Below are 13,699 nucleotides of genomic sequence, written 5' to 3' on the forward strand. Positions count from 1 at the left end.
AGAAGAATGGTTTTTCGCCTCATTATAATAAAAAACGACCGTTTTCGCTGCATCCTGTTCCGCAACGAACGGTCGCATTTCGCTTCCGATTATTCATCAAGCGCTTGTTTCGCTAACGCAAGCGCACCGCAAACTCCAGCGTTATCCCCTAATCCAGGCAGGACGATATACTCATCCATTTTCTGTAAAATCACCTCGTGTTGTACGTATCCATTGAGAAACTCCATCACATGATGACGAATGTTGGGCAACAGCTGTTCTTGTTTCATAACGCCGCCGCCGATAATCACTTTTTCCGGCGATAAAATTAAGATGTAGTTAGCAATCGCCTGCGCCAAATAAAACGCTTCTAACTCCCATACTTCTTTGCGATCGGCCAGCTCCGCGCCCTTTTTCCCCCAGCGCTTTTCAATCGCCGGCCCGGACGCCATTCCTTCCAGACAATCGCCATGGTACGGGCAAACGCCGGCAAATGTGTCTTGCGGATGACGGCGAACGAGAATATGCCCCATTTCCGGATGCATCAGGCCATGGAGCAGATTGCCTTCGACAATCGCCCCGACACCGATTCCCGTTCCAACGGTAATATAAATGCAGCTTTGCAGCCCTTTCGCGGCACCCCAGCGCCGTTCCCCGAGCGCGGCCGCATTGACATCGGTATCAAAGCCAATAGGCACGGAAAAATGCCGTTTCATTTCGCCGACAAAGTTGAAATTCACCCATTGTTGTTTCGGCGTGCTCGTAATATAGCCATACGTCGCACTATCGCGACGCAAATCAACCGGACCAAACGAGCCGATGCCGATCGCTTCTAACGGGTATGGGCGGAAAAACTCAACGACACGGCGCATCGTTTCTTCCGGCGTCGTCGTTGGAAACGTCACCCTCTCCTTAATATTTCCATCATGATCGCCGATGGCGCAGACAAACTTCGTGCCGCCTGCTTCAATCGCTCCAAGATACACGCACTTCTCCCCGCTTTCTCCTCTATGATTTCCGCTTTCATTGTATCATAAAATCGACAAAAAGCAGGGGCGTCCTTTGCCGTCATGCCTGATTATCCTTTTACCGAACCAGCCAATAAACCGCGAACAAAGTATTTGCCTAGAAAAATGTAGACAAGCAAGGTCGGCAAAGCAGCAAGCAGCGCTCCCGCCATTTGCACGTTCCATTGCACAATTTGGCTGCCCGATAAGTTTTGCAAAGCGACCATAATCGGCTGCTGTGCAGAAGTGGTAATCGTGACGGCGAATAAAAATTCATTCCATATATTCGTAAACTGCCAAATCGCTACGACGACAAACCCGGTAATCGAGAGCGGAAGCATAATATAGCGGAAAATCCGTAAAAACCCGGCTCCGTCGATTTTCGCCGATTCAATCATTTCATCGGGGATCGCCGCGTAAAAATTGCGGAACATTAACGTCGTAATCGGAATCCCGTACACGACATGCACAAAAATGAGCCCCGGAATCGTATTATACAGGCCTATTTCGCGCAAAAACTGAATCAGCGGAATCAAAATGCTTTGGTACGGGATAAACATGCCGAACAAAATGAGCGTAAAAATCGTGTCCGCCCCTTTGAATTTCCATTTCGACAAGACATAGCCGTTTAATGCCCCTAACATCGCTGACAACAATGTCGCCGGAACCACTAAATAAACGGAATTCCAAAAGTTCGGCGCCAATTTCGCAAACGCGGTTTGATAGCTGCTCCAATCAAAGGTAGTTGGAAGCTTCCACATATCGGCGAGCGTCACTTCATCAAGCGGCTTGACGCTTGTCACCAGCATCACATAGACCGGCATTAAAAAAAACAGGCTCATGAAGATACAAATGACGTATAACAACAGCCTCGACCATGCCCGTTGTCTCATCACGATCCCCCCTTCCGGCTGGAAATCAAATATGGAACGATAAAAATGGCGACAGAAAGGAGCATGATCATTGCAATTGCCGCTCCGTTCGCATAATAGTTGCCGCGGAACGTCGTCTCAAACATATATACCCCCGGCACGTCCGTAACAAAGTTCGCCCCAGGGCCCGTCATCGCGTAAATCAGGTCAAAAATCTTCAGCGAAATATGGGCCATAATGATGATGACGCTGACAGTGATCGGCCGCAGCAATGGAATAATAATTTTGCGGTAAATTTGCAGCTCCGTCGCGCCGTCCATCCGCGCCGCCTCGCGCACTTCTTCCGGAATCGCCCTTAATCCGGCCAAATACATCGCAACAGCAAACCCCGTCATTTGCCATACGGCGGCAATCACCACCGCCACGATCGCCACCGGCACGCCAAATTCAATGTTCCCTAAGTGGAAACCTCCTAAAATCGTTGTATCCGTGTACCACTTCGAGTCCAATCCAAACTTTTTTAAAAACAAGTTGACACCGGTTGACGGGTTTAATAACCATTGCCAGACAACCCCCGTCACCACAAACGATAATGCCATCGGGAAAAAGAAAATATTGCGGAAAATCGACTCTCCGCGCAGTTTTTGATCTAGCAAAATCGCCAACAATTGGCCAAGCACAATCACCACGCCGATAAACAGGATCGTAAATACCAGCGTATTGCGCAAATCGGCCTGGAAGCGGAAATCATGAAACAAATAAATATAGTTTTTCAACCCGGCAAACGATAAATCGGGTACAAGTGAATTCCAGTTGCTGAGGGAGACATATCCCGTCCAGCCGATAAAGCCATAGACGAAAATGAAAATAAGCACAACCGACGGCGTGAGAAACGCAGCCGCAAGCCAATGGTCCACGGTCCATTTCCGTTTTTTCCGCGGTGCCGGTACGACCGTCACGCTTCGTTCCGATACTGTCTTTACCGTTTCCACATTTGATTCCTCCCGTCGTAACACGAAAAGGGGAAGAGAATGGTTCCCGTCCCCCTTTTCTTCTTTATTTCTTCAATTCTGCCGAAGCTGATACAAGTGTATCGATAAACGTTTTCGTATCTTTTTGCGTCACGAAAATATTGACCGCTTGATTGACTTTTGTCACAAATCCTTCCGGAGCCGCCGATCCGTGCGCTAAGCTTGGCGCCAGCTCCGCCGTTTTGAAATCTTGAATCGTTTGTTTTCCATATTCGTCATATTTAGATAGATCCGCATCAATACGCGCCGGAATCGAGCCTTTAAGAGGGTTGAACGTATCTTGTCCCTCCACGGAACCAAGCACCGCTAAAAATTTCTTCACATCATCAGGATTTTTCACGCCTTTTGGCAAACCAAACGTATCGGTAATGACCATGAATTTGCCTTCTGTGTTTGGCGTCGGCACATATCCGAAATCTTCATTCACTTTTAATTTCAAATCATTGACAAAATAGCCTTTGACCCAATCTCCCATAATGTTCATCGCCGCTTCGCCCTTGCCGACCAATTGAGCGGCATCTTGCCAGTTGCGGGAGCTGTGATCTTCGTTGACGTAATTTAACATTTTCTTAAACGTGTTGACCGCTTCTTTCACTTTCGGATCGTCAAATGACAATTCTCCTGTCCAAAGCTTTTTGTAATCTTCCGTACCGAGTGTGCCCAATAAAACGGTTTCAAAAATATGCGTTGCCGTCCACGGCTCCTTATCCCCCAACGCAAGCGGCGTAATGCCTTTTGCTTTCAGCTTTTCGGCAACTTGGAAAAACTCATCAAACGTTTTTGGCGGCTCGAGGCCGTTTTCCGCAAAGATTTTTTTGTTATACCAAAGCACGTTACCGCGGTGAATGTTGACAGGAACGGAATAAATTTTTCCATCTTTGCTGACCATGTCGATCAATGATTTCGGAAACTTATCCATCCAGCCTTCTTTTTCATACAAATCATTGAGCGGTTCCATTTTGCCAGCGGCGACCCATCCTTCATTGAGCTCCGCACCGCCGTGCACTTGGAATGTCGCAGGAGGGTCATTTCCTTGCATGCGGCTCGCTAATACCGCTTTCGCGTTCGTTCCCGCTCCTCCGGCTACCGCCGCGTTTTCCACTGGAATATCTGGATATTTTTCTTGGAATAGCTTGAGCAGCGCTTTCAATCCATCTTCTTCGCCGGCGCCCGTCCACCAGCTGAATATTTCTAGCTTCTCATGTCCTTTGCTGGCGCTTTGGTCCTCTTTCTGGCCATTATTCGATGCGGAATCGGAATTACAGCCAGATAACGTGAAACCAAACACTAACGCTAAAGACAACCATAATCCTTTTTTCTTCACGCTCTCCTCCCCCTCATTTCATCATGAAAACCCCTTCAATATGAATGTAACATGTTTTTGCGCCGTTTCCGCGAATAAATCCCTATACTTTTTTGCGATCTTCTTCACTTTTTTGTCCATCGACAAAAAAGCTCCTGGCCACGGTCATGGGGCCAGGAGCTTTTTCCGATATTCGCTCGGAGACAGGCCGGTATGCTTTTTAAAAACGCGGCTAAAATAATTCGGGTCATTATAGCCGACGAGAAAACAAATTTCTTTGAGGCTTTTATTCGGATTGGCCATTTCCTTTTTCGCGCGGGCGATGCGCACATCGGTCACATAGTCAATAAACGTCTTGCCGAAGCGGTCTTTAAATAGTTTGCTAAAGTAGTATGGACTGATGCCGACATATTCCGCCACTTCTTCCAGTGTCAGCGGATGATGGTAATGTTCGTCAATATACTCTTTTGCCTTGCCAAGCTTTCCGTTTGCCTGCTGGTGGCGCCACGCCTGGATATGGCGGGTCATGTGCTGCAGCTGCTCCGCAGCGGTTTTTTTCAATTCTTCAAGGGAACGGCATGAATGAAAAGTGGTGGTCCGCTCATACGCAATGCCGAAATCGGCCAACATGCGGCCAAGCAAAATAAACGTTTCCTCCAGCTTCTGCTGCACGGCCGCAAACGGATGATGGGCGGCGGCCTCCTCGATATACGAGAAACATTGCGGAAGCGCCTGCTCCAAATCGCCTTGGCGCACGGCATCCAACAATCGTTTTTCTCTTTCCGTTTGATCGATGGTTGCCGCTGCGAATACCGCTTTTTTCGGCAGGAACCCGCTCTTTGCCTTTTTTTGCGTGGCATAATATTGCACCGCGGCAAGTGCTTCGTAATAAGACTGTCGCAATTCTTCCAGATGTGATGCCGGGGAGCCAAGGCCAATATAAAGCGTTTGTCCATATTGCTGTTCGAACTGCTGAATCAGTTCGAGGGCAAGGGACTGGATCATCGCCTTCCATGGAAATGTTTTATCCGCGGCATCATGAAAAAACAACACCGGCATTTGTCCGTCCATCATTTTGCCAATGACATAACGCACCGCCGCCTTTTTGCTAAGCGTCTGCTCGATCCAGTGCTTCCAATCCTCCCTTTTTCCGCCGCTTGGAAACTGAATCACCATAAACATTCCCGAGTCGATCGAAAACGGAAGCAGCGCCTCCCACTGTTTCCATTCTTCTGAAGACACTTCTTCTAGCATGAGCACGGATAGCCACTCTTTTTCGACCAGCTTTTGCAATTGGTGCACTCGCTTTTGCAATTCCCGATTTTCTTCCTCTTTCCGCCGCTCTTCCATTAATTCGTCATACACCCGCCGCAGCGCCCCGATCACTTCTTCTTTCCGGCTTGGTTTTAATAAATATTCTTTTACCCCATGCCGCATCGCTTGCTTCGCATAGTCAAACGTATCAAACGCGGAAACGATAATAAACTTGATATCCGGATGGTTTCGGCGAATCCATTCGATCGCCTTAAGCCCGTCGATTCCGGGCATTTTAATATCCATCAACATCACATCCGGCTTATATTGATCAGCAATCTCCACTGCTTCTCTTCCGTTGGCCGCTTCCGCGATCACTTCCATCGCTGGGAGGTGGTCGCGAATCATTTTTTGCAACGCTTTCCGCTCCAGCGCTTCATCATCGACAATGGCGATCCTCATGCGTCTTCCCCCCTTTTGTCATTGGCAAAAGCAAGCGGATCGTTGTTCCTTTGCCAACCGCTGATTCAATTTCGATGACATCTTGTACCCCGTAAAACAGCTGCAGCCGGCGAATAACGTTCCGCATCCCGATGCCAGTCGAGTGGCCGTGCGTCTTTCCATGAGAAATGGAATCCGTTTCTTCCCCTTTGATAAAAGCGGTTAGCTTTTCTTTCACTTCTTCGCTCATCCCCACTCCGTTGTCTCTTATTTCAACGACTACAAGATCCTTCTTTTTTTCCACTTTTAACGAAAGCACCGCTCCTTTTTCATACGATTCAATTCCATGAATAAACGCATTTTCAATGAGCGGCTGCAACGTCAGCGGCGGAATCGGCAGCGATAAACATGACTCCTCTACATCCATGGAAAATTTAATGCGGTCAAAAAAACGCGTCTGTTGAATAAAAAAGTACTCGTGCGCGATGTGCACCTCGTCGGCCAACGTGACCGTGCGCTGCAAATCTCCCAAGTTATAGCGCAAAATGGCGGCAATCGCTTCGATCAGCCTTGATGTTTGGTTCGCTTCTTCTAAATACGCCATTTTGGAGACAACGTTTAACGTGTTAAATAAAAAGTGCGGATTAATTTGGCTTTGCAAACTTTTTAACTCCAACTCTTTGACAAGCCGGTCCAGCTCTGATTTTTGCTTCATTTCCTCGATCAGCCGCTTCAGGTTGCGGCGCATATCGTTAAACGTATCAGTCAGCAGCTTCAATTCATCATTGGTGGCGCTGATGACATCGGGGCCATCCAACTTCCCGCTGGCGATTTCCCGAGCGGCCCGGGAAAGGCGCGCAATCGGCTTTGTCAGCCCTCCGGAAAACCATACGGCTAAAAGGACGCCAAGCAAAAACGTCGTCACAAACAGCCCCATTCCCATATAGCGAAAATAACGATTCCGCGCTTCCACTTCATTATAAAAATGTTGATAGGTCGTTAACTCCTCGTCAATGAGAGAAAGGGTCGTCTCTTGAATAAACGAAGCGATCTTCATGGTTTCATGAAGATGGGAAGAATACAAGCTAATATTGCCTGCTTGAAAGTGGTAAACCGTCAGCGCTCCTTCCTCTAACAAACTTTCAATCATATGTTCGTAGTTTTCCACCAAAAGACGATTATTCCGGTTGGAAAGCGCTTCGCCTACTTGTCTGCGGTGCTGCTGCAGCCACCGGTATTGGCGCTCATACTCCCGAAAATAGCGCTCATCTTTTTCCGTCAAATAAGCGTTCAACTGTTCTACCAGCCGGTTTGTCCGCTGCGAAATTTCATTAAACAAAAGCAGCCGGCGCATGCTGTAGTCATAGTCGGTCACAATATCTTCGCTGCTTTGGTAGAAAAAGAAGACCGTGACGTTTAGCAGCACAATGAAAATGCTAAAATAGAGCAATACTTTCGTGCGGATTTTAATCATGTTTCACCTCGTAGTTGCGGGATGGCCGCAGCGGCAAATCTTGCTTGCGGATCACTTTCGTTTCCGTATTCGTGACCGATGGAACATCGTTTCCTTTCCTAATATCGACCATCGTTTTCACCGCGCGATACCCCATTTCGTACGGCTCCTGCACCACCGTGGCATGAATCGTTCCTTTTTGCAAATAGTGAATCGTCTCCGGCAGCGTATCAAATCCGATAATATACGTTCCCTTTTCACGGTGAAACTGCTCGACGACCTTGGCGATGCCAATCGCATCGAGCGCGCTTGTCCCATAAAACGCATTGACTTCCGGATGCTTTTTTAAAATGTTGTACGCTTTTTCCGCTGCCTGCACGCGCGTAATATGCGATTCTTCGATGGCGACGATGCGAATTCCCTTTTCTTGCTTCACCGCATTTTTAAATCCTTGCACGCGCAGCTGTTGGTGGGAAGCGGTCAAACTGCCGGTAATGATCGCCACATTCGCCTTTCCATGCATATCTTCGACTAATGCCCGTCCGGCGATAAAACCGGCATAATAGTTATCGGTCCCTATATACGCCGTGCGTTTGCTTGTTGGGGCATCGGTGTCAATGGTCACCACCGGAATATTCTTTTCCACTATATGATTGATGACCGGAGTAAACTCTTTTTCCGTTAATCCTTGTGTCATAATTCCATCTACTTTGGAAGCGGCCGCTTTTTCAAGAATATGAATATGTTCATCAATGTTGGCCTGCCGCGGCCCGACATATTCAAGGTTTACCCCCAATTCCTTCGCGGCCGCTTTCGCCCCTTTTTCTACGAGCCGCCAATAATCGTTATCCAGCTCCTCGGGAACGAGGACAAAATGATACTCGTTATTTTCCGTTTTCACTGTCGCCCCTTCACCGGGCTGATGATAGGCATACACTTTCCACGCGCAATAGATCGTAAAGGAAGCGCTTGCAACAAGCGCCACGATGCTGCCGGCATAAATGCCCCACTTCCACCATGTACGACGCATAGACAACCTCCTGTGCGAATCCAAACCATTTTCCTCTAATCATCATTGTACCTAAATTTTTCAACACTGGGATAATAAAAAATGACCCCAAAGGTTGGATGGATAACCTTTGGAGTCAGCGTTTTACGGAAATGGCCGGATATTTGCCTCGGCCCACGCTCCCTATCTGATCCACAAAAATTTCTTATTCAGCTTCCCCCTCCCCTGCGCTGCCAAGAGAAAGCCTGTCCGGAAGAAGTGTTCCGATGAGCACGAAAGCTAAGATATAAATGGTGAATCAAGCCAATTAGCACCGTTAGCCATGCGGCCATTGCAATATATACCATAAAACGGGGAATCACTAATAAAAAAGGGATATTTAACGCTTTAGCCAATTGATATGTGCTAGTCGTATACATCGCAAGCGGGAAGGCCATCCCCCAAAATTGCGGGTCATATTTCAATGGGTAATGATGGTAAAGATGGCGCCATACCATAAGAATAAACAACAACGGAATCCACCATGTACCCGTAATCCAAAAAAATAACGTGAATCCTTTTAAAAATGGCATCACTTCACCAAGAAAAGACCAATTTTGCGAATGCAGCATTAACGTCGATCCCGCCAGTGTAGTAATGGCGACCGCCCCCATATTGATCCAATATGGCGGGGTCAGCGCAGCAATTTTAAGCTCAGCAAAAGTAAACCGATAAAAAATCAAGGTAATAATGTTCAAGTATAACATACAGCCTAACAAGTACATGCATAAAGTGAAAAATAAGAGGATTTCCCGTCCGTTTTCCACATGGGAGGAAAGCAATGTGCCAAGGACAGAAATGGATTGCGTAGCCACAGCGGCAATGAGCCAAGCACCATTAATCCCTTCTGCCAAAGTAGGCTTATCCTTTCGCACCGTAACTGCCGTAAAAAATGTATACATGACGACGATCCAAAGAATAATGCCTAAAAACCATAAATAAAGCGCTAATGAATAATGATGGGCTACGGTAATCAGCTGGCTGCCAAACACACAAGTCCCGGCAACCAAAGTAAAAAACCCAGGACCAAGCGTATGGCTGGTCAAATCCGCTATGATCCGCGGCGTAAATCGAATCAGACGGAACAAAGTAAGACACCATAAAGTGATGTAAGCAACTGTGTTAAAATACAGTAACAACCTAGAAATGAGGTGCATACCAAGCAAAAATGTGGCAATCGATAGCGCTCCTGTAGCCATGACAAGGGCAAAATAACCTGGAAATAGATTGACCGACATTTGTTTAATATAACGAATCATTGTTCCACTCCTAAATGCAGTCTACATTCATTTTAAAACGTTTTTTTACATATTGTTCCAATACTTATCATGGACCTCTCCTTCCTTTTTATTTTACATGTTTTCCTTCTGCAGTTCTGTATCATTTATCATTTTTGAAAAAAAAAAAGCGATTCATCCCCCACTTCCGTTTGGCAAAAGTGAGGGCTTCTCGCTCCAATATGATATGAATGATTGGATTGGCTGGACGAGCCCACAGTTGCTCGGCATGCTATAATGAATAAAAATAATCCGCTTAAAGCAAACAAACCGAGGTGTCATTATGTTTACGCCCGAACAAATCGCCCGTTTTTCTGAACTGGACTATATCATCTACAACTATGTCACGAAACACGTCAATGAAGTAGTATATATGCGCATTCGCGAGCTCGCGGATGCGGTGCATGTTTCGCCGCCAACAATTCTGCGCTTTTGCAAAAAGGTAGGCTGCGACGGCTTTTCCGAGTTTAAAACGAAACTGAAACTATATTTGCAGCAAAACGAGCGGTCCTTTATCACCAACGCCCAAGATACGCTCGCCGAATTTTTTGAGCGGACCTTAAAAACCGATTACCAGCAGACGATCCGCGAAGCGGCCGCCGCGATCGCCCGCGCCGACAACGTCATTTTCGTCGGTTCCGGCAGCTCCGGCATTTTGGCGGAATACGGCTCCCGCTATTTTTCCGCGCTGAAAAAGTTTTCCGTTTACATTAAAGATCCGTTTTTCCCAATTTACGGCCATTATTTCAACAACTGCGTAGCCATCGCTTTATCCGTATCGGGCGAAACGTCCTATACGCTATCGCAGGTCCACCGCTTAAAAGAAAAAGGGAGCACCATCATCAGCATCACCAACCGCAAACATTGTTCGCTGGCGAAAATGTCGGATTACAACTTGACGTATTACGTCAATACCGAATTTGTCGAACAAACGAATGTCACGACGCAAATCCCGGTCATTTACTTGCTGGAAAGCCTGGCAAAAGAGATGTACCGGATGCTGAACGGGCCGCTTGCATAACTGGCAAACGCTCAAAGCTCTTTGCCGTTCGAAGCAATCACTTGTTTATACCAGTAAAAGCTTTTCTTTTTAATGCGGCGCAAATCTTTTTCCGATTCGTCATCACGGTTGACATACACAAACCCGTACCGCTTTTGATAGCCGTTCAGCCAGCTGAGAAGATCGGTAAACGACCATGTGCAATAGCCAATGACATCGACGCCGTCGGTGATCGCGCGCTGGATTTCTTGAATATGGTGGCGAAGATAGTCAATGCGGTAATCATCGTTGACGATATCGCCATCTTCCAGCTTGTCAAATTCGCCGAGGCCGTTTTCGGTAATGAGAATCGGCAGTCCGTAGCGGCTGGCGATGCGGCGCAATCCGATGTGAAGGCCGACCGGGTCAATTGTCCAATCCCAGTTCGTCGTTTCTAAATACGGATTGCGAATCGTTTTAAACAGTCCCGGAACGCCGCTTTCCGTCGAAGTTCCTTTTTTGCCGGTCGTGTTCATGATTCCCTCGCCGACACCGTTTAGCGGATTATACTCGATCGTTTTCGTTTGATAATAATTGACGCCCATAAAATCCGGTTTCCCCGCTTTCAATAATTCCATATCGCCGGGTTCTATCGTCGGGGCCAACCCTTGTTGCTCAAGATAGTTCCAAGCGGCTTGCGGATACGTGCCCCAGGCGTATACGTCCATCCACCAATGGTTTTGAAATTCTTCGGCATTTTCAAACGCCAGCACATTTTCCGGCCGGCAATCATATGGATACATCGGCGAATAAGCGAAGCTCGGGCCGATTTTGCCGTCCGGCACATAATGGCGGAACGCTTGAATCACTTTGGCGTTCGCCAAATTGGCAATATGGTTCGCCTCATACATGCGTTTAACGTCTTTGACTCCTGGCGGATGCAGCCCTAACCGATAGCCGAACGTAATGAAAATATTTTGTTCGTTGAGCGTCACCCAATATTTGACGCGATCGCCAAACCGCTGAAACAGCGTCACCGCATAATCATGAAAATCATCGATGATCTGCCGCGACTCCCATGCGCCATATTCGTCCATCAGCGCCTGCGGAACGTCCCAATGATACAGTGTGATAATCGGTTCAATATGATGCGTTAACAGTTCATTGATCAGATTGTCGTAAAACTGCAACCCTTTTTCATTCACTTCCCCTTTCCCGTTTGGAAATACGCGGCTCCACGCGACAGAGAAGCGGTACGCTTTTAGCCCCATTTCCGCCATTAACGCCACGTCTTCTTTATAGCGGTGATAATGATCAACCGCGACATCGCCGTTCGTTCCTTTAAACGTTCTGCCTGGCTGTTTGGCAAAGACATCCCAAACCGACGGTCCTTTTCCGTCTTCATTCCATGCGCCTTCGACTTGATATGCAGCCGAGGCGGAGCCCCATAAAAAGCCGTCGGGGAATGGGCGCAATTGCTTATGTTCCATCTCTTTTTCCTCCTTTTCTTCATTATTTCCCTACTTACTAAATAAACGGGTTTCCCCACAAAAAGTAAATATGTTGCCAAAATTCCGTAATTCGCACAAAACGAAAAAAATTTGTTTCATACGCGTAACAAGATGTTACTCTGATAGATTCAAAAAAATTCCCCACTGGGTAGGAATCAGTGGGGAAGTATTATTATAGAAAAATTTTCCCTGGATTCATAATACCGTTCGGGTCAAACAGCTGCTTAATCCCTTTCATAAACGGAACCGAATCGCGGTGTTCTTCGTATAGAAACCGCCGCTTGCCGATGCCGATGCCGTGCTCGCCCGTGCACGTGCCGCCATGGGATAAGGCGTAGCGGACGATGCGGGCATTTACTTCTTCGATCCGTTTCATTTCTTCCGCATCGTTCGGGTCAAACGCTAAGACGGTATGATAATTGCCATCGCCGACATGGCCGAAAATCGCGGCCGTCATGCCGTATTCATCGACGAGCTTGCGCGTTTCGGCAATCGCCGCCGGCAGTTTGGAAATCGGCACACATACGTCGGTGGATAACATTGCTTTCCCTGGGTAGGCCGCTTGAATGGCAAACGCCGCATGGTGGCGCGCCTCCCATAGTTTGGCCCTGGCGACGGAATCCTCTTCGACCTCAAACGCTACCGCGTTTTCCGACTCGCACAATTCTTTGACCATTGCAGTGCCGTCTTGGATGCTGGCGGCGCTGCCGCTTAGTTCGATAAATAATGTCGGCTTCACTGGGTAATCCGTCTTTTTATATCGGTTGACGGCGTCGATCGTTTGTTCGTCGACCAGCTCTATTTTCCCTGGCGAAACCCCCGCCTTTAAAATCGACGCTGCCGCCTGCGCTGCTTCCGCCAGCGTCGGGAAACTGACTTTTATCGCGTTCGTCGCTTCCGGGATGCCTTGCAGACGGACAATGATGCGCGTAAACGCTCCTAACGTTCCTTCCGAGCCGACAAACAGACCTGTTAAATCATAGCCCGCTGACGATTTCACCGCCATCCCGCCGGTATGGATGGTCGTTCCGTCGGCTAATACGACTTCCAAGCCAAGCACTTGGTCGCGCATGACTCCGTATTTGACGCTATTCGTGCCGCTCGCATTCGTCGCTGCCATTCCGCCGATCGTCGCGTCGGCGCCCGGGTCGACCGGGAAAAACAAGCCGTATTGTTTCAGCGCCTGATTCAGCTGCATCCGTGTGACTCCCGGCTCGACAATGGCAAGAAAGTCATCCGGGCGAATCTCGATAATTTCGTTCATCATGGTAAAATCAAGAGTAATGCCGCCTTCAACCGGAATCACATGCCCTTCAAGGCTGCTTCCGGCGCCAAACGGCGTCACCGGAATGCGCCGCTCATTGGCGTAGGACAATACCGCGCTTACTTCCGCCGCCGTTTTCGGAAACACGACGACATCCGGCTTTCGCGGTGCATGATAGGCGATGCCTTTGCTGTGCTGCTCAAGAATTGTCTCGTTTATCGTCACCCGTTCGCGGTCGCCAATCCGTTCCAGCAAATCTTCATACAGTCCCATTGCGATC

At 48.0% G+C, this 13,699-nt stretch carries 11 protein-coding genes; 1 reads left to right on the forward strand and 10 read right to left on the reverse strand.

The window, feature by feature from the left end; all coding sequences use genetic code 11:
* Positions 1-89: 89 nt before the first annotated feature.
* The 8 genes from GCA01S_RS06325 to GCA01S_RS06360 form a co-directional block, all read right to left on the reverse strand.
* The gene (locus GCA01S_RS06325) at positions 90-965 is read right to left on the reverse strand and encodes an ROK family protein (RefSeq protein ID WP_042408243.1); all 876 of its coding nucleotides are present in this window, start codon (positions 963-965) and stop codon (positions 90-92) included.
* Between the two features lie 92 nt (positions 966-1,057).
* Entirely contained in the window at positions 1,058-1,879 is an 822-nt protein-coding gene (locus tag GCA01S_RS06330; RefSeq protein ID WP_017436467.1) for a carbohydrate ABC transporter permease, read from the reverse strand.
* On the reverse strand, positions 1,879-2,817 hold the full coding sequence (locus tag GCA01S_RS06335) for a carbohydrate ABC transporter permease (protein WP_026078576.1): 939 nt from the start codon (positions 2,815-2,817) through the stop codon (positions 1,879-1,881). The genes GCA01S_RS06330 and GCA01S_RS06335 overlap by 1 nt, the downstream gene beginning before the upstream one ends.
* Positions 2,818-2,914: 97 nt before the next feature.
* Positions 2,915-4,213, reverse strand: a complete 1,299-nt coding sequence (locus tag GCA01S_RS06340) for an ABC transporter substrate-binding protein (RefSeq protein ID WP_042408246.1) — start codon at positions 4,211-4,213, stop codon at positions 2,915-2,917.
* 144 nt (positions 4,214-4,357) lie between these two features.
* The gene (locus GCA01S_RS06345; RefSeq protein ID WP_042408248.1) at positions 4,358-5,908 is read right to left on the reverse strand and encodes a response regulator transcription factor; all 1,551 of its coding nucleotides are present in this window, start codon (positions 5,906-5,908) and stop codon (positions 4,358-4,360) included.
* A complete protein-coding gene (locus tag GCA01S_RS06350; protein WP_081804177.1) occupies positions 5,886-7,361 on the reverse strand; it encodes a sensor histidine kinase in 1,476 nt (491 codons plus the stop codon). Before GCA01S_RS06350 ends, GCA01S_RS06345 begins: the two co-directional genes overlap by 23 nt.
* Positions 7,354-8,370 carry a sugar-binding protein gene (locus GCA01S_RS06355; RefSeq protein WP_042408251.1) on the reverse strand — a complete coding sequence of 339 codons (1,017 nt, stop codon included), beginning with the start codon at positions 8,368-8,370 and terminating at the stop codon, positions 7,354-7,356. The genes GCA01S_RS06350 and GCA01S_RS06355 overlap by 8 nt, the downstream gene beginning before the upstream one ends.
* 188 nt (positions 8,371-8,558) lie before the next feature.
* On the reverse strand, positions 8,559-9,647 hold the full coding sequence (locus GCA01S_RS06360) for a tellurite resistance/C4-dicarboxylate transporter family protein (RefSeq protein WP_042408254.1): 1,089 nt from the start codon (positions 9,645-9,647) through the stop codon (positions 8,559-8,561).
* Between the two features lie 301 nt (positions 9,648-9,948).
* On the opposite strand from GCA01S_RS06360, the gene GCA01S_RS06365 reads away from it, so the two are divergent.
* The gene (locus tag GCA01S_RS06365) at positions 9,949-10,686 is read left to right on the forward strand and encodes a MurR/RpiR family transcriptional regulator (RefSeq protein WP_042408256.1); all 738 of its coding nucleotides are present in this window, start codon (positions 9,949-9,951) and stop codon (positions 10,684-10,686) included.
* Between the two features lie 11 nt (positions 10,687-10,697).
* Here the strand turns inward: GCA01S_RS06365 and GCA01S_RS06370 are convergent, their stop codons facing one another.
* A complete protein-coding gene (locus GCA01S_RS06370; RefSeq protein WP_042408259.1) occupies positions 10,698-12,134 on the reverse strand; it encodes a glycoside hydrolase family 1 protein in 1,437 nt (478 codons plus the stop codon).
* Positions 12,135-12,327: 193 nt separating this feature from the next.
* The gene (locus GCA01S_RS06375) at positions 12,328-13,692 is read right to left on the reverse strand and encodes an FAD-binding oxidoreductase (RefSeq protein ID WP_042408262.1); all 1,365 of its coding nucleotides are present in this window, start codon (positions 13,690-13,692) and stop codon (positions 12,328-12,330) included.
* Between the last annotated feature and the right edge of the window lie 7 nt (positions 13,693-13,699).

The organism is Parageobacillus caldoxylosilyticus NBRC 107762 (assembly GCF_000632715.1).
Lineage (GTDB): Bacteria > Bacillota > Bacilli > Bacillales > Anoxybacillaceae > Saccharococcus > Saccharococcus caldoxylosilyticus.

What these genes read in the sequence shown, in the direction of transcription:
- GCA01S_RS06330 (WP_017436467.1), bottom strand. Translation starts at nt 1,879, where the DNA reads ATGAGACAACGGGCATGGTCGAGGCTGTTGTTATACGTCATTTGTATC.
- GCA01S_RS06345 (WP_042408248.1), bottom strand. Translation starts at nt 5,908, where the DNA reads ATGAGGATCGCCATTGTCGATGATGAAGCGCTGGAGCGGAAAGCGTTG.
- GCA01S_RS06350 (WP_081804177.1), bottom strand. Translation starts at nt 7,361, where the DNA reads ATGATTAAAATCCGCACGAAAGTATTGCTCTATTTTAGCATTTTCATT.
- GCA01S_RS06355 (WP_042408251.1), bottom strand. Translation starts at nt 8,370, where the DNA reads ATGCGTCGTACATGGTGGAAGTGGGGCATTTATGCCGGCAGCATCGTG.
- GCA01S_RS06360 (WP_042408254.1), bottom strand. Translation starts at nt 9,647, where the DNA reads ATGATTCGTTATATTAAACAAATGTCGGTCAATCTATTTCCAGGTTAT.
- GCA01S_RS06365 (WP_042408256.1), top strand. Translation starts at nt 9,949, where the DNA reads ATGTTTACGCCCGAACAAATCGCCCGTTTTTCTGAACTGGACTATATC.
- GCA01S_RS06370 (WP_042408259.1), bottom strand. Translation starts at nt 12,134, where the DNA reads ATGGAACATAAGCAATTGCGCCCATTCCCCGACGGCTTTTTATGGGGC.
- GCA01S_RS06375 (WP_042408262.1), bottom strand. Translation starts at nt 13,692, where the DNA reads ATGGGACTGTATGAAGATTTGCTGGAACGGATTGGCGACCGCGAACGG.